The organism is Heyndrickxia sp. FSL W8-0423, assembly GCF_038009395.1.
Classification (GTDB): Bacteria; Bacillota; Bacilli; order Bacillales; family Bacillaceae_C; genus Heyndrickxia; species Heyndrickxia sporothermodurans.
The window spans coordinates 3,680,301-3,704,092 of sequence record NZ_JBBPBE010000001.1; the positions used below are offsets into that span (position 1 = coordinate 3,680,301).

Annotated in this window: 19 protein-coding genes and 1 other annotated feature; of the genes, 7 read left to right on the forward strand and 12 right to left on the reverse strand. The window is 35.2% G+C overall.

Annotation, left to right across the window (positions count from 1 at the left end):
• Window positions 1-6: 6 nt before the first annotated feature.
• A complete protein-coding gene (gene sppA, locus MKY81_RS18850; RefSeq protein WP_066226888.1) occupies window positions 7-1,017 on the reverse strand; it encodes a signal peptide peptidase SppA in 1,011 nt (336 codons plus the stop codon).
• 205 nt (window positions 1,018-1,222) lie between these two features.
• On the opposite strand from sppA, the gene MKY81_RS18855 reads away from it, so the two are divergent.
• Complete coding sequence (locus tag MKY81_RS18855; protein ID WP_066226884.1) at window positions 1,223-2,023, forward strand: NAD kinase; 801 nt, start codon at window positions 1,223-1,225, stop codon at window positions 2,021-2,023.
• 50 nt (window positions 2,024-2,073) lie between these two features.
• On the opposite strand, the gene mbcS is transcribed toward MKY81_RS18855, so the two are convergent.
• The 6 genes from mbcS to refZ form a co-directional block, all read right to left on the reverse strand.
• On the reverse strand, window positions 2,074-3,654 hold the full coding sequence (gene mbcS / locus MKY81_RS18860) for an acyl-CoA synthetase MbcS (RefSeq protein ID WP_107919895.1): 1,581 nt from the start codon (window positions 3,652-3,654) through the stop codon (window positions 2,074-2,076).
• 127 nt (window positions 3,655-3,781) lie between these two features.
• Complete coding sequence (locus MKY81_RS18865) at window positions 3,782-3,979, reverse strand: alpha/beta-type small acid-soluble spore protein (RefSeq protein WP_107920225.1); 198 nt, start codon at window positions 3,977-3,979, stop codon at window positions 3,782-3,784.
• A 103-nt stretch (window positions 3,980-4,082) separates the two neighbouring features.
• Window positions 4,083-5,291, reverse strand: coding sequence for a tRNA uracil 4-sulfurtransferase ThiI (gene thiI, locus MKY81_RS18870; protein WP_066226873.1), 1,209 nt, complete (start codon window positions 5,289-5,291; stop codon window positions 4,083-4,085).
• Complete coding sequence (locus MKY81_RS18875; RefSeq protein ID WP_066226872.1) at window positions 5,288-6,439, reverse strand: cysteine desulfurase family protein; 1,152 nt, start codon at window positions 6,437-6,439, stop codon at window positions 5,288-5,290. The genes thiI and MKY81_RS18875 overlap by 4 nt, the downstream gene beginning before the upstream one ends.
• A 141-nt stretch (window positions 6,440-6,580) precedes the next feature.
• Window positions 6,581-8,275: a septation ring formation regulator EzrA gene (gene ezrA, locus MKY81_RS18880; RefSeq protein ID WP_066226869.1), complete on the reverse strand. Its 1,695-nt coding sequence runs from the start codon at window positions 8,273-8,275 to the stop codon at window positions 6,581-6,583.
• A 179-nt stretch (window positions 8,276-8,454) separates the two neighbouring features.
• The gene (gene refZ, locus MKY81_RS18885) at window positions 8,455-9,090 is read right to left on the reverse strand and encodes a forespore capture DNA-binding protein RefZ (RefSeq protein ID WP_066226866.1); all 636 of its coding nucleotides are present in this window, start codon (window positions 9,088-9,090) and stop codon (window positions 8,455-8,457) included.
• A 187-nt stretch (window positions 9,091-9,277) separates the two neighbouring features.
• Here refZ and MKY81_RS18890 point away from each other — a divergent pair, with 187 nt between their 5' ends.
• A complete protein-coding gene (locus tag MKY81_RS18890; protein WP_066226864.1) occupies window positions 9,278-9,757 on the forward strand; it encodes a GAF domain-containing protein in 480 nt (159 codons plus the stop codon).
• Between the two features lie 17 nt (window positions 9,758-9,774).
• Here the strand turns inward: MKY81_RS18890 and MKY81_RS18895 are convergent, their stop codons facing one another.
• Complete coding sequence (locus MKY81_RS18895; RefSeq protein ID WP_107958379.1) at window positions 9,775-11,640, reverse strand: sensor domain-containing diguanylate cyclase; 1,866 nt, start codon at window positions 11,638-11,640, stop codon at window positions 9,775-9,777.
• 413 nt (window positions 11,641-12,053) lie between these two features.
• Between MKY81_RS18895 and rpsD the strand changes: the two genes are divergently transcribed.
• Window positions 12,054-12,656: a 30S ribosomal protein S4 gene (rpsD, locus tag MKY81_RS18900; RefSeq protein WP_066226862.1), complete on the forward strand. Its 603-nt coding sequence runs from the start codon at window positions 12,054-12,056 to the stop codon at window positions 12,654-12,656.
• A gap of 87 nt (window positions 12,657-12,743) precedes the next feature.
• Here rpsD and tyrS read toward each other — a convergent pair whose 3' ends face one another.
• Window positions 12,744-14,003, reverse strand: a complete 1,260-nt coding sequence (gene tyrS, locus MKY81_RS18905) for a tyrosine--tRNA ligase (RefSeq protein ID WP_107920606.1) — start codon at window positions 14,001-14,003, stop codon at window positions 12,744-12,746.
• A 51-nt stretch (window positions 14,004-14,054) separates the two neighbouring features.
• Window positions 14,055-14,271, reverse strand: a binding site (T-box leader).
• Between the two features lie 140 nt (window positions 14,272-14,411).
• Between tyrS and MKY81_RS18910 the strand changes: the two genes are divergently transcribed.
• On the forward strand, window positions 14,412-17,252 hold the full coding sequence (locus tag MKY81_RS18910) for a transglycosylase domain-containing protein (RefSeq protein WP_202734918.1): 2,841 nt from the start codon (window positions 14,412-14,414) through the stop codon (window positions 17,250-17,252).
• Window positions 17,253-17,352: 100 nt separating this feature from the next.
• Here MKY81_RS18910 and acsA read toward each other — a convergent pair whose 3' ends face one another.
• A complete protein-coding gene (gene acsA / locus MKY81_RS18915) occupies window positions 17,353-19,071 on the reverse strand; it encodes an acetate--CoA ligase (protein WP_108070292.1) in 1,719 nt (572 codons plus the stop codon).
• A gap of 239 nt (window positions 19,072-19,310) precedes the next feature.
• Between acsA and MKY81_RS18920 the strand changes: the two genes are divergently transcribed.
• Genes MKY81_RS18920 through MKY81_RS18930 form a run of 3 tightly spaced genes read left to right on the forward strand, consistent with a single transcriptional unit; the run spans window position 19,311 to window position 21,818 of the window.
• Complete coding sequence (locus MKY81_RS18920; RefSeq protein ID WP_108070290.1) at window positions 19,311-19,943, forward strand: GNAT family N-acetyltransferase; 633 nt, start codon at window positions 19,311-19,313, stop codon at window positions 19,941-19,943.
• Between the two features lie 49 nt (window positions 19,944-19,992).
• Window positions 19,993-20,643, forward strand: a complete 651-nt coding sequence (locus MKY81_RS18925) for an acetoin utilization AcuB family protein (protein WP_341118538.1) — start codon at window positions 19,993-19,995, stop codon at window positions 20,641-20,643.
• On the forward strand, window positions 20,640-21,818 hold the full coding sequence (locus MKY81_RS18930) for an acetoin utilization protein AcuC (protein ID WP_341118539.1): 1,179 nt from the start codon (window positions 20,640-20,642) through the stop codon (window positions 21,816-21,818). Before MKY81_RS18925 ends, MKY81_RS18930 begins: the two co-directional genes overlap by 4 nt.
• A gap of 24 nt (window positions 21,819-21,842) precedes the next feature.
• Here MKY81_RS18930 and lepB read toward each other — a convergent pair whose 3' ends face one another.
• Together lepB and ccpA are read right to left on the reverse strand one after the other, a co-directional pair.
• Entirely contained in the window at window positions 21,843-22,391 is a 549-nt protein-coding gene (gene lepB / locus MKY81_RS18935) for a signal peptidase I (protein ID WP_066226843.1), read from the reverse strand.
• Between the two features lie 179 nt (window positions 22,392-22,570).
• Window positions 22,571-23,569, reverse strand: a complete 999-nt coding sequence (gene ccpA / locus MKY81_RS18940; protein WP_066226841.1) for a catabolite control protein A — start codon at window positions 23,567-23,569, stop codon at window positions 22,571-22,573.
• Window positions 23,570-23,792: the final 223 nt, after the last annotated feature.

Consider the following 23,792-nt stretch of genomic DNA (forward strand, 5'->3'; position numbering starts at 1 on the left):
ACCTCCTTACTCCGAATAGATGTACATGGGCCGTGGGGCATTAGGTTGTGACAACATTTTCATTAAACCTGTTACGTCCGCTTCTTTCCCCATCATTTTTTGAGCTGCCATCGAAAATAGGGAACCTAAGCCCGCATCACTTTTATAGCGAACAACTTGTGCATTTTTTAAATGAAAATCCTTACGAACATGATCAATTACATCTTCCAAGTATCCAAAATCATCGATTAATTTTAATTCTTTCGCTTGTCTGCCATCATAAACGCGTCCATCCGCTAATTTTCGAACTATATTCTCAGGCATATGTCTTCCTTGTGAGATAACTTGAACAAATCCATCATATGAATTATTCACCATATTTTGAATGATCTTTTTCTCATCATTTGTCATTTTCCTTGAAGGACTCATAATATCTTTATACGGACCACTTTTAATCGTCACAAAGTCTACCCCGAAATCCTTTGCTAATTCCGAATAGTTAACACCTTGCATGATAACCCCGAGAGAACCTGTCATTGTCTCTTTACTTGCAAAGATTTTATCTGCAGAGGTTGATATGTAATAACCGCCTGACGCAGCAGTTGCTCCCATTGATACATACACAGGCTTTTTCGCCTCTTTTTGTATTTCGACTATTTTATCATGAATTTCTGCAGATTCTACTACTCCACCACCTGGTGAATTTACCCGTAAAATAACCGCCTTTACATCATTATTATCTTTCACATAGTTTAATTGCTTCATAAAATCTCGATGATTATACGAACCATCTTTCAGTAAGGAAGTACTGCTACCTGTATCTTGAATGACTCCATCTACCTCTAGGATCGCGATTTTTTTAAATTCATCACCATCCTCCATCACTTCTTCTGAAAAGTTTTCATCCGATGTAGTGAATGTCTCTTCAAAAAATTTAGTAAAGTCTGTTGTAAATGCAAGACTTGCAAAATTCACAATAATTGATACTCCAAAAAGCAGTACAGCAATCGCCAAAGCTCCCCACCTTTTTTTATTCATTATTCACATCCTCCTTCTTTCCACTAATTTGTTATTATGGACATAATAGTGTATGTATATAAATTTCATGGCCAGTGTTTTTACACTCCTATATTGTACGACTTCCTTTTTAAAAAGTTTCGTAATAATGGTAAACTTGTCTTAAACAATAATGAAAAAATCGTTTTCAAAATTCACTAATTACAAGAGAGAAAGGTGATTATGAATGTCAGAAAGAAAGAACATTTACCTTTATTACAATAATCGAGAAGAGCTAGAACATAAGCTTACGCATTTAATAAATACTGCAAAAAAATATGATTTCACCGTTGTCGATCATGTGATGGATGCAAACATCATTATAAGTGTTGGAAGTGATGGCACCTTTTTGCAAGCCGTTCGCAAGTCGGGATTTAGGCAAGATTGTCTTTATGTAGGTGTTTCCACAAAGGACCGTCTCGGAATGTATTGTGACTTTCACATAGATGATGTGACTGAGATGATCGAAGCAATGAAATTAGACAAAATAGAAGTGAGAAAATATCCTGTCATTCAAGTAAATATAAATCAACAAGGATCATTTTATTGTTTAAATGAATTTAGCATTCGCTCCGGGATCATTAAAACATTTGTTATGGATGTTTACATAGATGACATCTCATTTGAAACGTTTAGAGGAGACGGGATGCTGATTGCTACTCCAACAGGAAGCACAGCTTACAATAAATCGGTAAATGGAGCGATTGTTGATCCATTGCTGCCATGTCTTCAAGTCAGTGAACTTGCGTCATTAAACAATAATCAATACCGGACATTAGGTTCCTCTTTTATTCTTAGTGGTCACCGAAAATTGTCATTGAAAGTCGTCCAAACCGGGAATGATTACCCTACAATGGGAATGGATAATGAAGCACTAAGTATTCGCCATGTCGAAAAAATCGATATCCAACTAAGTGACAGAATCATCAAAACGGTAAAATTAAAAGATAATTCATTTTGGGAGAAAGTGAAACGGATATTTTTATAAAATAAGAGAACAGATAGCTTTTATATAGCTATCTGTCTTCATGAAATTATTTATTTTGCTTTTTCTAATTCTTGCTGCCGAAGTTCAATTCGGCGAATTTTTCCTGATGTTGTTTTCGGAAGTTCTTGAATAAATTCGATCTCACGAGGATATTTGTATGGAGCCGTTAGATCTTTTACATGATTTTGCAAAGACTTGATTAAGTCGGGCTTTTCAGGGTCTACTCCATCTTGCAAAACGACAAAAGCTTTTACAATATTCCCTCGCACTTCATCCGGACTTGCGACAACGGCACATTCCTTAACATCCGGATGTTTAACAAGTGCATCTTCCACTTCAAAAGGTCCAATGGTGTATCCGGAACTAATAATAATATCATCCCCGCGTCCTTCAAACCACAAATAACCTTCTTCATCCTTTTTTGCTTTATCGCCAGTTACATAATAATCTCCACGAAATTGCATTGCAGTTCTTTCCGGATCTTTATAATAATTTTTGAATAAAGCCGGTGTCTCGATGTGAACGGCAATATCCCCAACTTCCCCTACTTTGCAAGGCTGTCCATGTTCATTTATTACTTCTACCCTATTCCCTGGAGTTGGCTTCCCCATTGAACCGGGTTTCAATTCCATATCTTTAGTAATTCCTACTAATAATGTATTTTCAGTTTGACCATATCCATCTCGAACAGTAATATTGAAATATTTTTGGAATGTCTCAATGACCTCTCGATTTAATGGTTCCCCAGCAGATACTGCACTATGAATATGTTTCAACTGGTAATCAGATAAATTATCAACTTTCGCCATTAACCTATATTCTGTTGGCGTGCAGCATAAAACATTCACTTCATGTTTATCAAGTAAACTTAAGTATGTCTTCGGATCAAATTTTCCATTATAAACAAATCCAGTAGCCCCAGAGCCAAGAACAGATAAGAAAGGACTCCAAATCCACTTTTGCCATCCCGGACCTGCAGTGGCCCAAACTGTATCATTTTCCTCTATGCATAACCAGTGTGGTGCTGCAGTACGTAAATGGGCATAGCCCCAGCCATGGGTATGGACAACACCTTTTGGATTACCTGTCGTCCCAGAAGTGTAGGATAAAAATGCCATATCATCTTTAGATGTACGAGTGATTTCAAGGGAATCACTTGCTTTATCTGCTAATTCATTTAAATATAGCCAATTACTGATCTCTTTTCCTATTACAAATCGTTTTAATTGATGCGATTCAATTACTTCTTCAAATTGATTGACGTATGGATAGTAAGAAACAATCCCTTTTACATCACCATGCTGTATTCTGTATTGTAAATCTTTTGTTTTTAACATTTCAGAACTTGGTATGACAACAATACCTGTTTTTAGTGCGGCTAGGTATACTTGATAGGCTTCGATTAATCTTGGAACGATAATAAGGATCGTATCCCCTTTTTGTAGTCCATTCTCTATGAAAACATTCCCAATTTGATTGACTCTCTTAATTAAATCTTTATATGTAATTTCCTTCGTTTCTCCTAAATCATTTTCCCATTTTATTGCAATTTTATTTGGATTAGATGCATATTTTTCTACTTCTTCTACAATATTGTACACTTTAGGTGCTAATAAGTCTTCACGGTTCATTTATCATACCTCCTCGAAAAAGTTAGTTCTATTATACTAAATAATTTAAAGATTTTAAATAGTAATAACAAAGAGGCAAATAAAGAAGGGAAGCAGGTATCCTGCTTCCCATAGCCATATTATTTAATTAATGTTGATGAAAACCGCCAAGTTGTTGTTCAGCCATTGAAACTAGGCGTTTTGTAATTTCACCACCAACAGAACCGTTAGCGCGTGAAGTTGTATCAGCTCCAAGATTTACACCAAATTCTTGAGCAATTTCATATTTCATTTGATCAAGAGCTTGTTCTGCACCAGGTGCTACTAATTGATTATTGTTCGGCATGTGTTTTCACCTCCTTGTGAGTATAGATTGTGCGAAAACACATGCCTTCATTCAAATTATTGATTGGTAATTGTTCCTTGTAATTATAGAATTATCCAATATATTATAGTAAATCAGAAAAAGTCTCTTCACGGCTCTTACTTTCAGTAGAAACAATGATTGTTTCTACATTTTGGACTGCCTCTTGAATAAGCGATTCAAAATCCACTTTAGTCTCAAAATACTGCATTTTATCTAATTTTGGACGCGTTTTCGGAGCTGGAGGAGTAAAGATCGTACAACAATCCTCATATGGTAAATTGGATATTTCAAATGTATCGATTTGTTTAGCAATATCGATAATTTCCAACTTATCCATCGAAATTAAAGGACGAAGAATTGGTGTCGCAGTCACATCGTTAATCGCAATCATACTTTCTAATGTTTGACTCGCTACTTGACCGAGGCTTTCCCCCGTAACAATCGCTAAACCGCTATTCATTCGTCTAATTTCATCGGTAATTCGCAGCATCATTCTTCGCGTTGCTGTCATCGAATAGCCTTCAGGAATTTGCTTATGAATGATTTCTTGAATTTTTGTAAATGGCACAATATGCATTTTTACAAAACCATTATATGCAGCCATTTTTTGTGCAAGATCGATCGCTTTTTGCTTCGCTCGTTCACTCGTAAATGGAGGGCTGTGAAAATGAACAGCTTCCACTTTCACTCCTCTTTTCATCGTTAAATACCCGGCGACAGGACTATCAATTCCTCCTGAGAGCATAAGCATTGCCTTCCCTGAGGAACCTACTGGCAACCCACCTGCACCACGGATAATTTCACTCGACATGTAGACGCCATCTCTTCTGACATCAACGATAAGATTTATATCGGGATTTTTCACATTTACTTTGATACCTTCGAGATTGGTAAGAATATAGGATCCAATCGCATGGTTTATATCGTTTGTATCCAATTCAAATGATTTATCACCACGTCTTGTAGAAACTTTAAATGTTGCACCCTCTTGGTAAAGTTGCTTAACAAGTGTTAAGCCAACTTCCTTCATTTCATTAATTTGTTTTTCCGCTTTTACAGCTAAACTGAATGATTGAATACCGAACACTTTTGACAATTCTTCCATAATCGGTTCACTATCTTCACCATTTAACAATATAAACATCCGATCATGTCCGCCTTGAATAGTAATATTTTTAAATTCTTTAAGGACACCGCGAATATTTCTTTTCAAATGGGTGATAAAATGATTTCTATTTTTCCCTTTTGTAGACAGTTCTCCATATCTAATTAATATACGATCATATTTCATTTTGTGTCCCCCACTACTTCATACAGTTTGGTTAATATTCTTTCTAATTTTGTTATAAATATTTTTGCTTCATCCATTGTATTATCATAAGATAAACTGATTCGAACTGCTCCAATCGCTTCTTCATCAGTAACTCCCATCGCTTGTAATGTTCTGCTTATCGATTTTTGTTTAGATGAACAAGCACTTGTCGTAGATACATAAATATTTTCCGCTTCTAGTGCGTGAACAATGACTTCTCCCTTTAAACCAATTGCGGAAAAATTAATAATATGGGGAGCAGATGTCGTTGGATTCGTGTTCACCTTAATGGAAGGCATTTTTTTTAAGTTTAAGATTAAATAATCCCTTATCGCCAACATATCTGTTCGTTTTTGCTTACGTTTTTCTTCTGTTAGACGGAGTGCTTTAGCCATCGTTACGATTCCACTGACATTCTCCGTACCACTTCGAACTTTATTTTCCTGGTTTCCACCTGAAAATAATGGTGAAATACGTATTCCGTCACGTATATAGAGAACACCAATTCCTTTTAGACCATGGAATTTATGAGCGGAAATTGAGCATAAGTCAACTTTGGCTTGATGAAGAAGTAAAGGGATCTTTCCAATTCCTTGAACATGATCAACATGGAATAATATTTTTGGGTAATTCGTCAAAAGTTCCCCAATTTCTTCAATAGGCTGAACTGCCCCCATTTCATTATTCACATGCATAATTGAAACGAGTATTGTATTGTCCCTAATGGAAGAGCTAAGATCATTTATGTCAACTTGACCATATTCATCTACTGGTAAATACGTAATTTCAAAACCTAATTTACTTAACTGTTCGCATGCTTCGTATACGGAAGGATGTTCTACCCTCGTTGTTATAATATGATTCCCGCGAGAACGATACGCAAGAGCTGTTCCTTTAATGGCTAAATTATTACCTTCTGTTCCGCCAGATGTAAAATATATTTCATTTTCTTTTACATGTAACAGATTGGAAATTTGTTTTCTTGCTTGGTTTACTAATGTTTCTACTTTCCCGCCAAAATTATGAAGGGACGAAGGATTTGCGTAGTATTCCTTTGACACTTTCGCAAATGCATCAATCACCTCATCATATGGCTTCGTTGTTGCACTATTATCAAAATAAATCATTTATAAACACCTTCAAATATGTCATCTAATTAGTTCATTCCAATGATAAATCATAACATAGGTTAAGAAAATTGAAAATGGAAGGAATCGCTACTCTTCATTTACTGAAAGACAAAAACGAATGCGAAAAACGCATTCGTTTTATATTACTTCTTGATTAATCATTTCTTCAATATTTTTCAGTGCTCCCGGCTCTACTTCCTCTACGGCAGTTGCGGCTTCCTCTAATGCTAAATGATAGTCATAGTTTCTAAAATATTCTTCAGCCTGTCGTAATCCTTCAGCTACTTTTGGGTTACGCGCACGATAGCGATTTCCATACTGAATAACTTTTTCCACTAGCACCACAGTCTCTACAAGTTCTATCGTTTTATCATATAATGCATCAACAGCATTTATCGCTTCCTGTAAATAGGTTTGAATTGCTTTAATATTTAATGGCTTTTCATTTAAGCTTTTAAAAACATCTTGAATGTTTTCATGGACTTGTTCCATAAATAGTTCAAAATCATTCGGAAGGCCAGGAATATTGCTTTTTGAAATGATTTTTAATGCATCACTCGTTTTCTTTTTTAATTCAGTTAATTTTTCACGTGCTTCAAGTTCGTCTTTTCGCAAATTTTGTAAATGAAGTGTAAATTCTTTTTGGTCTTCTTTTACTTTCTCAATTGCTTCACGAATATCAGTTAATTCATCACTTAAAGTGGTGTATGCTGAACTATCGTCTGCTATTTTTAATTCGAGTGTTTCAAATCTCTTGATTAATTTTCCTAGTTGTTTATCAAGACTATTAGGGATTTCCAATTCCCCTTCTAATAGTTGATAACTCTGTTTCACAAAATTCGTTTCCTCTTTCATTTTTTCATTAGTTTCCTTAACAAGCGTCAAATCATTTTTTGTCTCGTCATGATGTTTATGAATAAAATGTTTTGCATCCACTTCTTTTTCTAAAAGTACATACAAAATATCTATTTTTTCCTTAAGATCTGCGATTCCGGAATCTACTTCATCAACATCCGTTTTTTCCAATAATTCCTCGTAAGTTTGCAAGGATTTCCTTAAGTCAGCTATTTCCTTATCTATTTGTAGATGATCTAAAATAAATCCTTGTTCCTTCATTTCTTTATGCCCTTCTTCAATTTCATTCAATTGTGAAGGGAGTATTGTCGTTACTTCTGTAATTAATTCCGGAATTTTTTCGACCTTTTCAATTAACGTTTGCACTTCGTCCTTTAAAACATTGATTACTTCCCTTCCTTTGAGGTAATCTCCGTTCTCTGTCAGCTCGGTAAAATGATGGAATTTAGTTGAAATAGCATCCAATTTCATTTCTAAATTTTGAATGGACTTGCCATATATATGCCGCTCAATTAAAAGCGTCTTTTTTATCATTTTATACTTATTACTCAATTCTTCCATTTCAATGCGGCTTTCTTCTTCACTGCTAATTAAATCTCTTAATTCCGCCAAAATCGTTTCGATTTTACTTTCCACATTCGTTAAAATGGTTTCGATTTTCAGATTTGATTCTTTTGCCTTTTTAAAACGGAACTTATCTGTGAATTCTTCTGAGTCGAACAGAAAGTCCTCAATATCCGGAAGTTCTACAGCAACAATATCATCCCAGGCTTTTCTCCAACTTTCAAATAATTCTTCCGTTTCGCCTGTCATATTTAGCTGCTTTACTTTTCCCAGCTCGTCCACGACCGGGCGATTCATTATATCAATTTTCCATGCTTCTAATTTATCAATCTCTTTATAATATTTCTTTCTCGTAATAAATCCAATTACTAAGAATATGAGTACAATTACGATTGCACCGATGACATAAACCATCGTAAGCCCCCTGTTCCGTCCAAAACTGATCTATATTTTTAATTAATCGATTTGATTTTACTTATTTTAGTATGTAGTATTTATGATACCATGTAACGACAATTTTTGACTATTAAATTCAACATTTTTCTTAGTATATTTATAGAAAAAAAACAACTCCGGGGAAATTTTCAGAGTTGCTAAATTGGAATATTAATTTTTCTTGGCTGGTTTATGATGTTCGTTTCGATCCATTCGTCGATTTTCTCATAATATTTTTCTACGAAATAATTTTCTTGCGGAAATAGGTTCCATACTTCCCTTAAATATTGACTATTCAAAAAGGGCATCGTCATGAGACTTCTTAATTGGATGATTAAATAACCTATATTGGATTCTAAATAGTGATCAGGGACAATTGCCTCGATTAATTTTTTGTATAAATACCTTTCCTTCATTAAATAGGATGAAGTGATTTCACGAACAATCTGCGAATCGATTGATACTTCCCGCCAAACGAAGCGTGATAGATGATGGTTCTTACTTTGAAAAGCTAAAATTTTATACACTGCCCGTTTCATACAATAGTCAGGGCGGTCATTTTTTAATAGATTTACCTCTTCTTCTATAAATTCAATGTACGCTTCAAAAAATTGAATGAAGCATTTTTCGAGCAAGCCTTGCTTACCTTCAAAATAATACGATATATTGGCGGGATTTACTTTTGCCTTTTTCGCAATATCTCGAATAGATGTTCCGTCAAAACCTTTTATATTAAATAAAAGAATCGCCGCGTCTACGATTGTATCCTTCGTCGAACTTTTCCTATTTACCATAGATACACCTCATTTCAATCTTTTTTGCTTGAATAATAGAAATATTTATGCTACAAGTAATTCAAGTAATGATCTATTCATTTATATTATTTCTTGTTCATATCAGGCTTTTCCTTTAAGGAAATATCGACATTATCAGCAAAAATCAGCAATTACGAAAATAATTTGTAGAAATAAGGTGAATTATATGTTTCATTCAGCTAAGTATGAAGGGACACAGTCAGAGAAATATGATTTAGTAAAAAAACAACTAAAGGCATTAATTGAAGACGAACCAAATCAAATTGCCAATTTAAGTAATGCCTCTGCACTATTAAACCAATTTCTCGACCGTATAAATTGGGTTGGCTTTTATTTAATGGATGGAAACGAACTTGTATTAGGCCCTTTTCAAGGTTTACCGGCATGTGTCCGAATTCCAATCGGTAGAGGTGTGTGCGGGACAGCTGTTCAAAAAAGAAAAACATTAAGAGTAGCTGATGTAAATACGTTCCCGGGACATATTGCATGTGACTCTGCATCCCAATCGGAAATCGTTATTCCTATCATTAAAAATGATTCAGTCATCGGTGTTTTAGATATTGATAGTCCTGAAAAAAATCGTTTTGATGAGACAGATGAAATTCATTTAAAAGAATTTGTTGAAATTTTGGAGACATATCTATAATTAAAACAATAGAGCCCTTAAAAGGGGCTCTTATCTTCTTTAATGACTACTTGATTTTTCCCGCGTTCTTTCGCATGATAAAGACCGACATCTGCACGATTAAAAAGGCTTTCCACTTGATCTTTTCTTTTCTTATTCCAGTAGGAAACGCCGCAGGAAACGGTAATCTTTGGCTTGGTGTTTTTATATACCGCTTCCACTAACCGATGAGCAACTTGTGATCCTGTTTTTAACGAAGCACCGGGAAGATAGATGGCCAATTCCTCTCCACCCCAACGTGCACCTATGTCTGAAGAACGTATATTTTGTTGAATAATGTTAGCGACTTGAACGAGTATTTCATCCCCTGTTTGATGTCCAAATGTATCATTTACTTTTTTAAAATTATCAATATCTAATAAAATAAATGTACCTTCCTCGTCTTTTTCCATTGATTGTTTAATTTCATCATTTAGAAAACCTTTAGCAAATAGTTGTGTTAACTGATCTGTGATCACCATCCGTTCTAGCTCTTCTCTTAGCATCGAGTTTGTAATTGCCAAAGTCGAATGATGAATCAATGATTGAAATAATTTAAACATATCGAATGTGAAATAATAGGGAATACTGTGTGAAACTATACAAAAACCTTTTAAACTATCACTCTCAATCATTGGAACAACCATTAATGAGGAAAAAGGTATAGTTTCATCTGCTAACTGATTCTGTATATTGCTATACAAAAGGGCCTCCTTCTTCACCCGAATATTCTCTGCTATAAACTCAACGCATTTCTTCCCTACCTCTGAAAGAAAAACACTGTTGCTCCCATTGAGAATAGTAAACTCTGTATCCTTTAATAGAACAAATCCGATATCGTCTGTATTAAATGATTTTTTTATTTGTGATTTTAAAAATTGAACGGTTTCATCCAAACTAGTTGAAGAATTTAAACGATGAGAGGTATCATTGATTAATTGTAAATCTCTAATTAACGTTTGTGATTGTTCATATAATTTAGCATTTTCAAACGCACTGCCGCCAGTATTGGCAAGTAAGCGAATGAACTCAACTTCACTATTTTGAAAAACAAACGAAGCAGAAGTAGCAACTTCCAATACACCATAAACTCCCTGTTTTCCACAGAGTGGGGCATATAATATCGTATGATTTTCAGTACAAATTTTTTCAATTCTTATTTCGCCACTAACGTAAGAATCCATAACAGCGCCATCAATATGATCCAATTGAAGTTCTTTAATGGGCAACGTTTTGTCGTGCTTTGAATCATTCGAAAGTAATAAATTATACGTAAAGTAGGGAAAAACTTTTTTTAACGCTTTAATAATTTCATTTAAAACAATATCTACATCCATTGAGGAGTGGAATTTTTCTGTAACTCGAAAAAGCTCCTTATATCTACCTTCTTCATTAAGAATATCTGATTGCTTTTCAATTATTTGTATCGTTTTTCCACTTTCATATATAAAAGAGTTTACATTCGGAGAAACGAATTCACTTAATTTATCTTCATTAGCATGTAAAAATAAATAGCCCTTTTCTATCTCGTTATACTTTAGATGAAACGCTGAATTAAATATGCTCAATTGTGGGTGCATACTTAATATATCGTGCCCCACATAATCACTTTCGATAAAGATTGCCTGTAACGTGTTCGTAGAGATGCATTTCGGGAAGTCGAATGGTTGTTTAGAAAATGAATGTTCAAAACAATTCCGATTATTATTATCCTGTTGCGGTTTATAATAAACAGCATGTGTTACATCTAAACAATCAGCGATAATAGTTATCCAATTAGCAATACGTTTTTCTAGTTTATCTTCCATAAGATCAAATAATCGAGATTTATAATATAGGATAAAACTTTGAGCACAAATTTCCATAGTATAATCACCTGTCATTATAAGAGCATAGTATTCATGGATTTTTTCTCATATTAATTATGAACAAACGCTTAAATGGTTCTAATAGCATAGTACTATTATACTATATGATTCTTTTTTTGTATAGAAAAATCTACCATTAAGGTGTTGCGAATCACATTAATATGAAGTATTGCCTTGACTTTATTTATAAGAGAACATATAATGTTCTTTGTGTAAAATAATTGCAGCCTTTGTGAACAGCTTTATGATCGTATGTTGTTCCCATTTTTAGAATTCCTTCTAAAAATGTGGTGTATCGCGTAACCCTCTGCTGCTAGGGCGATGGTACATGAAAACATCATACACTTAATGATTATTCACACCTGGTTTTTATTTTACTCAAAATAAAAACAATAAAGGAGGAGTCTTAAATGGCTCGTTATACTGGTCCAAGTTGGAAATTATCTCGTCGTCTTGGCATTTCATTAAGCGGAACTGGTAAGGAATTAGAAAAACGTCCTTATGCACCTGGACAACATGGTCCTAACCAACGTAAAAAACTTTCTGAATATGGTCTTCAATTACAAGAGAAGCAAAAGCTTCGCCATATGTATGGAGTGAATGAACGCCAATTCCATAACACTTACCTAAAAGCTGGAAAAATGCAAGGTAAACACGGTGAAAACTTCATGATTCTTCTTGAATCTCGTTTAGATAACCTTGTATATCGTCTTGGTTTAGCTCGTACTCGTCGTCAAGCACGTCAACTTGTAAACCACGGACATATTCTTGTAGATGGAAAACGTGTTGATATTCCATCTTACCGCGTATCACCTGGTCAAACAATTGGTGTTCGTGAAAAATCTACTAACTTATCTACTATCAAAGAATCAATCGAAGTAAACAACTTCGTACCTGAATACCTTACTTTTGATGCAGATAAACTTGAAGGTACATTCACTCGTTTACCAGAACGTTCTGAATTACCAGCTGAAATTAACGAATCATTCATCGTTGAGTTCTATTCTCGTTAATTTTTCTAAAACCACTTGTATTTATACAAGTGGTTTTCTTTTGAATTAAAAATAAAAGACGAACCAATTTGGTTCGTCTTTTATTTTTTAATAGCGAATTAAGAAATACTTCTTCTTCCCTCTTCTTATAATCGTAAATTGTTCTTCAATTCGATCGTTCATTGATAATATATATTGGACGTCTGTATTTCGTTCTCCATTTATATATATCGCTCCATTTTGAATATCTTCGCGGGCTTGGCGTTTAGATGGTGAAATTTTCGCTTCTACTAATAAGTCAACTAGAGCGATTTCTTCATTTCCTTTGAAATCAAATGATGGAACGTCTTTAAATCCTTGCTTAATTTCATCCGCAGTTAAGTTCTTTACCTCGCCGCTGAAAAGGGCTTGTGTAATCTTCATTGCTTGCTCTAAAGCATCTTCGCCATGAATTAAGCGAGTCATTTCTTCCGCTAATGTTTTTTGCGCTTTTCGTAAATGTGGTTCCTCTTCAACCGCTTTTTCTAATTCTTCAATTTCTTCCCGTGATAAGAACGTAAAGTATTTGAGGTATTTAATAACATCAGCATCAGCAGTGTTAATCCAAAATTGATAGAATTCATATGGTGATGTCTTTTCCGGATCAAGCCAGATGGACCCGCCTTCTGTTTTTCCGAATTTTGTTCCATCGGCTTTTGTCACTAATGGAATCGTTAAGCCGAACGCCTTTTCAGTATCTGGACTCATTTTACGAATAAGCTCTAAGCCTGTTGTGATATTTCCCCATTGATCACTACCACCAATTTGCATTCTACAGTTATGATTTTTGTATAAATGGAAAAAGTCTATGGCTTGTAAAATTGTATACGTGAATTCAGTAAATGAAATACCTGTTTCTAAGCGTGAAGCAATGGTATCCTTCGCTAACATGTAATTGACACCAATGAATTTTCCATAATCACGTAAGAACGTAACTAAGTCCATCGTACCGTTCCAATCATAGTTGTTCACCATGATTGCACCATTTTCTCCTTCAAAGTCGAAAATGTGCTCAAGCTGCTTTTTAATCCCACGAACATTATGGTCAACCGCTTCTAAAGTTTGCAGCTTTCTTTCTTCTTTTTTTCCACTAGGATCTCCAATTAAGCCCGTTGCACCACCAACAAGTACAATTGGACGATGTCCTTCCTGTTGGAATCTTCTTAATGTAAGATATGGAAGCAAATGACCGATATGCATACTGTCAGCTGTCGGGTCAACCCCACAGTATAACGAAATTTTTTCCTTATCTAGAACCTCTTTAATTCCTTCTTCATCTGTTTGTTGATAAATAATCCCTCTCCATTGCAAATCTTCTAATAAACCCATTTCACATCACTCCATTCTGTGTAAAATAAAAAAGCCCCTTCGTTTATAAAACGAAGGGACGATAATGCTCGCGGTACCACCCAACTTGAGAAACAGATTTGTTCTCCACTCAAAAATATAACGGTATCTACCGTTTACTGCTACTAGATCATTTCACAGTAAATGCTCCAGGATGTAATTCATCATAACTATTTGTATCGACTTTCAGCAACCGTCGACTCTCTAAAACATGGATAGTTAGACTACTTTATCCTTTCAACGCTTCTTCATATGAATTTGTACTTATAAAAGTTAATCTATTTTAAACATACCTCCTAAAGAAAGTCAATTGCTTTCAGAAAAATAATGATTTTAACATTTCTATAATAAATTTATGCTATAATGTATGTGATTTTGAGGGGGAATATGATGGGTGAAAAAATGACTAGATTATTAGAACGTTTAAAGGAATCACTAGCGATTTTTCAAAACAAAAAGGTACAAAAAAACTCTAGAATTACAATTGGGGTTATTTGGAATCTATTATTAATATTATTCATTGTGATTGTCGTAGGTGGTTTCTTTGCTGGCGGTGTTGCTGCAGGATATTTTGCAGCTTTAGTTAAAGACGAACCCGTTCGTCCTTATAATGAAATGAAGAAGGACATATACAATTATGAAGAGACATCACAACTCTATTTCGCTAATAAGGTCTATTTAGGAAAAGTAAAGTCGGATTTAGATCGCGAAGAAGTGAAAATCAAAGATGTTTCGCAATTTTTAAAAGATGCATTAATTGCTACCGAAGATAAATATTTTTATGAGCATAACGGTGTTGTCCCAAAAGCGCTATTTCGTGCTGTTTTTCAAGAGGTAACCAATTCCTCAACGCAAACTGGCGGTAGCACGCTCACACAACAAATTATCAAAAATCAAGTATTAACAAATGAAGTATCGTTTGATCGAAAGGCTAAAGAAGTATTATTAGCTCTCCGCTTAGAAAAGTTTTTTAAAAAAGATGAAATACTTGAAGCTTATTTAAACGTCTCCACGTTTGGCAGAAATTCATCCGGCCAAAATATTGCAGGTGTTGAATCAGCTGCAAAAGGGATATTTGGAGTGTCGGCAAAAAAGTTAAATCTTGCTCAAGCCGCTTTTATAGCAGGATTGCCACAAAGCCCGTTTATGTACACCCCATTTACAAATGGAGGCAAGCTTAAAAGTAAAGACGGATTAGAGCCGGGTATCAATCGGATGAAACTAGTCCTAAATCGAATGCTGGACAATGGTTATATTTCAGAAAAGCAATATAAAGATGCGATGAATTACAATATCGTTAAAGATTTTATCAAACCACAAAAAAGTCCACGGGAAAAATACCCATGGTTAACGTATGAAATCGAAGACCGCGCTCGAAATATCGTAGCCATTATGCTGGCTCAAAAAGATGGATATAAAGAAAAAGAGTTAAATAAAAATAAAAAATTATATGATAAATACACAACACTTGCCGATCGTAACATTCGACAAAATGGCTATAATATTCACACAACAATCGATAAAAAAATCTATGATAAAATGCAAAAAGCAAAAGATGAATTTGATGGTTATGGACCAAATAAAACAGTAACAAAAGTAGATCCAAAAACCGGGGAAGAAAAATCAGTAACAGAACCCGTCCAAATCGGCGGAATATTAATTGAAAATAAAACGGGGAAAATATTAAGCTTTGTCGGCGGCAGAGATTTTAAAAAAGAACAATTAAACCACGCTACGCAAGCAAGAAGGCCAAATGGTTCAACGATGAAGCCGCTTCTCGTTTACGCACCTGCGATGGAAATGGGTGTAACTGCACCTGGAACCGTGATTGCTGATTCAGATACAGGAATTAGGTCCGGTGGCAGAGCATGGCCGACCAATTATTCGGGAAGATATTACGGGTTAGTAACGACTCGGGAGGCTTTAGCGAAATCACATAACGTCACTGCTGTCAAAGTATATCAGAGAACGATTAATCAAAAACCGGCAAAATATCTTAAGAAAATGGGCTTTTCGGATTTAGTTCCCGGTGATTATGAAAACTTGGCGACCGCATTAGGTGGGCTTACTAATGGCGTCACTGTTGAAGAAAACGTTAATGCTTTTACAACCTTTGCAAATGATGGAAAATTTGTCGATGCTTATTTAATTGATAAAATTACAGACAAGAATGGCAAAGTAATATACAAGCATAAAACAAAGCCTGTGAACGTATTTAGCAGTCAAACTACTTATCTTATGCTTGATATGATGCGCGATGTTTTCAGATATGGTACCGCTGCAAGTGTTCCTAGTATGCTTAAATTTTCTGCTGATTGGGCGGGAAAAACAGGAACAAGTAACGATTATAAGGATTCGTGGATCGTGGCATCGAATCCAAAGGTCACATTCGGAACTTGGATTGGTTATGATACACCAAGCAGCTTAGAAGCTGTTGGTTATGGAGATTATAATATTAGAAACTATCGAATTTGGAGTAAATTAATCAATACTGCCTATGATGTAAATCCGAAACTAATTGATCCGGACGATAGATTCAAAATGCCAAGTGGGATTGTTCAACGATCCTTTTGCGCAATATCTGGAATGCTTCCATCAAAAGGATGTGCCAATGCCGGGCTTGTAAAAACAGATTTATTTAATAGTAAATATGTGCCTACACAAACGGATAACAGTTTAATTCAAGGAAAATATGTTATCATACATGGAAAAAAATATTTAGCACTTAATTCTACACCAGCAGAGTTTGCTCAATCAGGATTAATTTTAAACCCTGATTTTGTCAAAAAGTTATCTAATGGTAATATTGATCCCGGGCAATTGATACCACCAAATGATCCGCTATGGAAAAAGATTCTTGCACCACAAGATAAAATAAGTGATGACGGTAAAGCACCGGCATCTATAAAACTGAATGCTTCGGGTAACAAGCTTGTTTGGCAAGGATCAAAAAGCCCAGATGTAATTGGTTATCGGATTTATAGTGGCGGTAAAAAAGTAGGCTCTATTCCAGCTGATAACAATTTGTCCTACTCTGTAGGAAATGGAAATTATTATGTTGTCGCAGTGGACATTGCCGGTAAACAATCAGGTCCATCAAACGAAGTCAAAATTGGCGCCAACACATCCAAGGTTGAGAAGAAAAATAAAAGTAAAAACGAAAATACAAAAGAAGCAAAAGAAAAAGATAAAAATCGAACGAAAGACAAGAATAACAAAAAGAAATCTTGATCAACCTTAAATTTTCTATATAATAAGCAATACAAAAGCCCGCATTCACGATGCGGGCTTTATCTTGCTTATTATAAGGTACTTTTCTCTTTTCTTAGTTTTAATCTTCCATTGTTGACAAATCGCCTGCCGGTAAGTCTAATTCCCATGCTTTTAAGACTCTACGCATAATTTTTCCACTTCTCGTTTTTGGAAGTTTATCACGGAACTCAATTTCTCTCGGTGCCGCATGTGCAGCTAATCCTCTTTTCACAAACTGACGAATATCTTCCTTCAACTCCTCCGTTTCTTCTACCCCATCTAATAATGCAACAAATGCTTTAATAATTTCCCCACGAACTGGGTCAGGTTTACCAATTACCCCTGCCTCAGCAATTGCCGGGTGTTCTAATAGTTTACTTTCCACTTCGAATGGGCCGACACGTTCTCCTGAAGTCATAATGACATCATCGACACGACCTTGGAACCAAAAATAACCATCCTCATCCATGTAAGCTGAATCACCTGACACATACCAGTCATTAGGTAAGAAATAGGAATCATATTTTGCCTGGTTATTCCAAATCGCATACATCATTGACGGCCAACCTTTTTTAATCGCTAAATTTCCCATGCGATTTGGAGGTAATACATTCCCTTGGTCATCAACGATAGCCGCTTCCACTCCCGGAATTGGTTTCCCCATTGAACCAGGCTTGATTTCCATACTTGGATAGTTGCAAATTAAATGTGCACCCGTTTCCGTCATCCACCACGTATCATGAATGCGTTTATTAAAAACTTTCATTCCCCAGCGAATAACCTCGGGATTAAGTGGTTCTCCTACACTTAATACGTGACGCAAAGTATCTAAATTGAATTTCTTAATAATCTCATCACCCGCACCCATTAGCATACGGAATGCGGTTGGTGCACTATACCAAACAGTTACACCAAAATCCTCAATTGTTTTATACCAATCTTCAGGTTTAAAACGGCCTCCTACAACAACATTCGATGTTCCTGTTAACCAAGGACCAAACATACCATAAGAAGTACCAGTAACCCAGCCCGGATCAGCCGTACACCAATATACATCTTCCTCCTTTAAATCAAGGACCCATTTAGATGTTTGGTATTGTTGGATCATTGCATTATGAACATGTAATACCCCTTTAGGTTTGCCAGTTGAGCCAGAGGTGTAATGAAGAATTAGTCCATCTGTGCGATCCATCCATTCGATCTCTAAGTCCTTTGAAGCTGTTCTTAAATGTTTTAGAAAATCTTTATATTTGTCATCTTCCTCTACGTCCGTACCTACGAGAAAGATTGTTTTTAAAGCAGGAAGCTGATCGACAGGAACACGTCCAACAAGTTCAGGAGTTGTTACTAATACTTTTGCTTCACTATCTTCTAATCGATCTTTTACTGCTCCTTCCATAAATGCTTCAAATAAAGGGCCAACGATTGCTCCTACTTTAATGGCTCCTAATGCAGCGATATAGAGCTCGGGTGAACGCGGCATAAAAATAAATACTCTATCACCCTTTTCAACATTTCCAGTTGCTTTAAATACATTACCTGCTTTATCTGAAAGCTCTTTTAACTCTTTAAATGTATATTTTTCATTTCTTGTTTCATTTCGAAAGTAGAGGGCTATTTTATTTTTTCGAAAAGTATTTGCATGTCTATCAATTGCTTCATAAGCCATATTCACTTTTCCTGTTTCATACCAAGAAAAAGCCTTTTCTGCTTCCTTCCAATCGAAGTTATTATATGTATCCTCATAGCTTTGTAGATTATAATTTCCATTCACAGATGACAGCGTTCTCAATTCCATTACAAGTCCCCCTTATTAAAAAAATTCACACTATTATTATAGTACAAAATAAAAAAATTCACAAAAATTTTTTATTTTTATATATATTCCTATTGATTAATAGAGAGAAACTAGTTTTTGTCGTGTATAATGATTGTAAGCGCTTGACTATATAAAACTAACTTTTTAAATCCATCACAAACACCCTTTTTGAAAAGTTATGTATAATTACTTTAGAAAAAAGTAATAGGAGTGGCAAAATGGAGCATAAAAAAATTTATAATGCCATGGAGTTAAAGACAACGAAAGGGAACTTAATAATTGAAGGACCTATACCTTCTGAGCAGCTGGCAAGTCTTGAATTCCATGAGGATTTAGTTGCCTTTCGTCCACCCGCACAACAACATAAAGCATTAATTGAAATTGCCGACTTACCAGAGGGACGAATTATTATCGCAAGAGAATTCAATACAATCGTCGGATATGTTACTTTCCTCTACCCGGATCCTTTGGAGCGCTGGTCACAAGGAAAAATGGAAAATTTAATTGAACTTGGTGCTATTGAAGTTATTCCGAAATTTAGGGGTTGTTCAGTTGGGAAAAGTTTATTAAAAGTATCGATGATGGATGATGCGATGGAGGATTATATTATAATAACAACTGAATATTATTGGCATTGGGATTTAAAAGGAACAGGCTTAAATGTTTGGGAATATCGAAAGGTAATGGAAAAAATGATGGGAGCTGGAGGATTAAAATGGTTTGCAACAGATGATCCGGAAATCAGTTCACATCCAGCCAACTGTTTAATGGTCAAAATAGGAAATAGAGTGGATAATGAATCTATTCAAAAATTCGACCAATTACGATTCATGAATCGATTTATGTACTAGATTCAAAGTTACGCAGTCGGGATTAGTTACTTATTAGGAGTTGAGTTCTGTGATTATTGAAGAAGCAATGAAGACAGATGTTATCACGTTACATGCTGAAGATACTATTCATTCAGCTCTATTATTGATGAGAAAACAGAAAATCCGCCATATTCCGATCGTTGATGAACATGAACAATTAGTCGGCCTAATTACCGAAAGGGACATCAAGGATGCGACACCATCACCTTTATTCAAAAAAGATCAACTCGAAAAAGAACTGAATTTCCCCATCGGCGATATAATGAAAACCGATGTGATAACGGGGCATCCATTAGATTTTGTTGAAGAAGTGGCAGGCATTTTTTATGAACATAGAATTGGTTGTCTACCAATCGTTCAAAATAAAAAAATCGTCGGGATTATAACAAGTACTGACTTGCTCCGAACAATGGTGGAATTGACAGGTGTGAACCAACCCGGTTCACAAATTGAAATTAAAGTTCCCAATCGCACGGGAATTCTCCATGAAATAACAGCCATTTTCAGTGAAATGCATGTAAATGTTCATAGTGTTCTTGTTTATCCGGATAAGAAAGACCCACAATCAAAAATATTAGTATTTCGGATTCAAACAATGAATCCTATTCGAGTTATTCAGCATCTTAAAGAAAAAGGACATATTGTATTATGGCCGAATATGCCGGGGATGTCAGTATGAAAGATGCGGTTTTTATTTATTCGGATGAACTACTTTCTTATCGTTTTTCAAAAGAACATCCATTTAACCAATTTCGCCTTACATTAACACTTGATCTTTTAAAAGAATTAAACGTTATTCATAATGATGATATTGTTAAACCTAGAATGGCAACCGATGAGGAACTTCAATTGATTCACGATCCAGCCTATATTGCCGCTGTAAAAAGTGCGGGCGAAGGGCATTTGGCGGAAGATATAGCTGAAAATTATGGATTAGGAACAGAAGATACACCGATGTTCCCCGGGATGCATGAAGCAAGTGCGCTGTTAGTTGGAGGTACACTTACCGCAGTGGATTATGTAATGACGGGGCAGGCGTCACATTCATTACATTTAGGCGGAGGGCTGCATCATGGATTTAGAGGCAAAGCTTCCGGCTTCTGTGTGTATAATGATAGCTCCGTTGCGATAAAATATTTACAAGAAAAATATCATGCTAGAGTTCTTTATATAGATACAGATGCCCATCACGGTGATGGAGTGCAATGGTCATTTTATGATGATAATAACGTATGCACTTTCTCCATTCATGAAACAGGTCGGTATTTATTTCCTGGGACAGGCAATGTCAATGAGTGGGGAAATGGAATAGGCTATGGGTATTCATTTAACATTCCCATTGATGCATTTACAGAAGATGAGTCATGGCTTCAATGCTTTACAACGACAATTAAAGAAGTAGCGGCTTATTTTAAACCCGATGTTATATTAACGCAAAATGGTGCGGATGCTCATTATTATGATCCATTGACGCATTTATCTGCTTCAATTAATATTTATCGTGAAATACCAAAAATTGCTCATGAACTTGCACATCAATATTGTGACGGGAAATGGATAGCTGTTGGAGGCGGCGGGTATGATATTTGGCGGGTCGTCCCGCGAGCATGGTCGATGATTTGGCTAGAAATGATTAATCATCCCCCACTTTCAGGGAAACTGCCCGATTCATGGATAAACAAATGGAAAACGAAGGCTCCTATTCCTATTGCCACTACTTGGGAAGATCCACAAGATCTTTATAAGCCAATCCCAAGAAAACAAGAAATAACTGAAAAAAATTTCAAAACAGCAGAAAGGGTCCTTCATTTTTTACAACAACAAAATACGCAAAAAAATAGTCCCCTAATATAAAAAGGAGGACTATTTTTTTGCGTATTATTTAAAAAACTTTATTTCATTAAACGGCCAAAAACGCATCTTCACTTTCCCTACGACAGAGTCCATTGGGATGACGCCAAATATCCGACTATCTTTACTAACTAATCGATTATCACCTAGTACATATAAATAGCCTTTAGGCACTTCCTTTTTTCCAATCTGATCTTCTAAAGTAAAGTCCTCTGTTAATTTTTGCGATGCTGGTAAGTCTTCTTTGTTTGCTTTCAAATACGGTTCCTTATATGCTTTTCCATTAATATATAAAACATCATTTTTCATTTCTATATGGTCACCTGGTAGACCGATGACTCTTTTTACATAATGTTCATCTGCATCAGGCGCCTGAAAAACAATTTCATCGAATCTTTTAATATCACTAAGCTTACTTACGATAATTCGATTGCCATCTTGTAAATTCGGCATCATCGATTGACCTACAACAATAGATGGTGTAAAAACAAAATACCGGACAATAAACACAATAACTGCGGCAAGTAAAATCGATTTAATCCATGAATAAAGTTCTTTCTTCGCCTTATTCCCCAAAATTAGTCACTTCCTTCTTGAAATCAAACAAAAGAGATTGTCTATTTCACTGCACTTTTTTATATTAAGATTATCAGAAATAGATCAAGGTGGCAATTTGGATTTTTTTAATCATATTCTAATAAAAAAATAACTGCAAATTGATAAACCATTAGCAGTTATTTTTTTGATATTCAAATTTATTTAGTAGAATCCCTATGTTCGATTCGATGTGGAAGAATCACAATATTCTCAGAAACCTTCTCTTTGTTCATATATTTAGTTAACAGACGCATGGCTACTGCACCTATGTCGTAAAGCGGCTGAACAACAGAAGTCAGCTGTGGACGAACCATTTGTGCTAATTTTGTATTATCTGAAGTTATGATTTCCACTTGTTCAGGAATGATAAGACCCGAATCTTGTGCCCCGTGGATAACTCCCAAAGCCATTTCATCATTTCCAACATATATTGCAGTTGGTCTTTCCGGTAACGTATTTAATTTCTGCCAAGCTTCAATTCCAGAGTCATATGTGTAGTCGCCTTCAATCACATATTCCTCATTAAAAGGAATTCCAGCTTTACTAAGCGCTTCCTTATATCCTTCTAATTTTTGTTCTTTATTAATAGGGTTATGCAATGGACCTACAACAAATGCTATATGCTTATGTCCTTTTTCAATAAATTCAGTTGTCGCATCAAAAGCTGCCTCTTTATAATTGATATTAACGGAAGGGATTTTATTGAATGGCTCGATTGAGCCCGCTAAAACAATTGGAACAGGTGATCGTTCAAATTCAGTCACATGCTCTTCTGAAATATTTCCACTCATAAACACAATTCCATCCACTTGTTTTCCCAGCATCGTATTTAATAAATGTAATTCTTTTTCCTTATTTTGATCAGAGTTGCTCAAAATAATATTGTATTTATACATCGTTGCAATATCTTCAATTCCTCTAGCTAACTCAGCAAAGAAAATATTTGAAATATCGGGAATAATTACTCCAACTGTTGTGGTCTTCTTACTAGCTAGACCTCGTGCAACTGCATTTGGACGGTATCCTAGTCTTTCTATTACTTCTACAACTTTTTTTCTAGTAGCAGGTTTAACATTTGGATTTCCATTTACCACCCTAGACACGGTGGCCATAGAAACATTAGCTTCCCGAGCTACATCATAAATTGTTATATTCATGCCATATTCACGCTCCAATATTTACACTATACATTGATAGTTTTTAACAGTAATCATAATTCTAATCATTTATTTTAAACGAATTGAAAAAATCTATTATAATCATACGATAGACTGATATATCATGCAATGAATAACACCAATTTGACAATTTTTAAATATATTCAAAAGTATTAGATAGGATTCTTGTTTAGCCTCTTGAGCCGGACAGCTATGAAAAAAG

What these genes read in the sequence shown, in the direction of transcription:
- sppA (WP_066226888.1), bottom strand. Translation starts at nt 1,017, where the DNA reads ATGAATAAAAAAAGGTGGGGAGCTTTGGCGATTGCTGTACTGCTTTTT.
- MKY81_RS18855 (WP_066226884.1), top strand. Translation starts at nt 1,223, where the DNA reads ATGTCAGAAAGAAAGAACATTTACCTTTATTACAATAATCGAGAAGAG.
- mbcS (WP_107919895.1), bottom strand. Translation starts at nt 3,654, where the DNA reads ATGAACCGTGAAGACTTATTAGCACCTAAAGTGTACAATATTGTAGAA.
- MKY81_RS18865 (WP_107920225.1), bottom strand. Translation starts at nt 3,979, where the DNA reads ATGCCGAACAATAATCAATTAGTAGCACCTGGTGCAGAACAAGCTCTT.
- thiI (WP_066226873.1), bottom strand. Translation starts at nt 5,291, where the DNA reads ATGAAATATGATCGTATATTAATTAGATATGGAGAACTGTCTACAAAA.
- MKY81_RS18875 (WP_066226872.1), bottom strand. Translation starts at nt 6,439, where the DNA reads ATGATTTATTTTGATAATAGTGCAACAACGAAGCCATATGATGAGGTG.
- ezrA (WP_066226869.1), bottom strand. Translation starts at nt 8,275, where the DNA reads ATGGTTTATGTCATCGGTGCAATCGTAATTGTACTCATATTCTTAGTA.
- refZ (WP_066226866.1), bottom strand. Translation starts at nt 9,090, where the DNA reads ATGGTAAATAGGAAAAGTTCGACGAAGGATACAATCGTAGACGCGGCG.
- MKY81_RS18890 (WP_066226864.1), top strand. Translation starts at nt 9,278, where the DNA reads ATGTTTCATTCAGCTAAGTATGAAGGGACACAGTCAGAGAAATATGAT.
- MKY81_RS18895 (WP_107958379.1), bottom strand. Translation starts at nt 11,640, where the DNA reads ATGGAAATTTGTGCTCAAAGTTTTATCCTATATTATAAATCTCGATTA.
- rpsD (WP_066226862.1), top strand. Translation starts at nt 12,054, where the DNA reads ATGGCTCGTTATACTGGTCCAAGTTGGAAATTATCTCGTCGTCTTGGC.
- tyrS (WP_107920606.1), bottom strand. Translation starts at nt 14,003, where the DNA reads ATGGGTTTATTAGAAGATTTGCAATGGAGAGGGATTATTTATCAACAA.
- MKY81_RS18910 (WP_202734918.1), top strand. Translation starts at nt 14,412, where the DNA reads ATGGGTGAAAAAATGACTAGATTATTAGAACGTTTAAAGGAATCACTA.
- acsA (WP_108070292.1), bottom strand. Translation starts at nt 19,071, where the DNA reads ATGGAATTGAGAACGCTGTCATCTGTGAATGGAAATTATAATCTACAA.
- MKY81_RS18920 (WP_108070290.1), top strand. Translation starts at nt 19,311, where the DNA reads ATGGAGCATAAAAAAATTTATAATGCCATGGAGTTAAAGACAACGAAA.
- MKY81_RS18930 (WP_341118539.1), top strand. Translation starts at nt 20,640, where the DNA reads ATGAAAGATGCGGTTTTTATTTATTCGGATGAACTACTTTCTTATCGT.
- ccpA (WP_066226841.1), bottom strand. Translation starts at nt 23,569, where the DNA reads ATGAATATAACAATTTATGATGTAGCTCGGGAAGCTAATGTTTCTATG.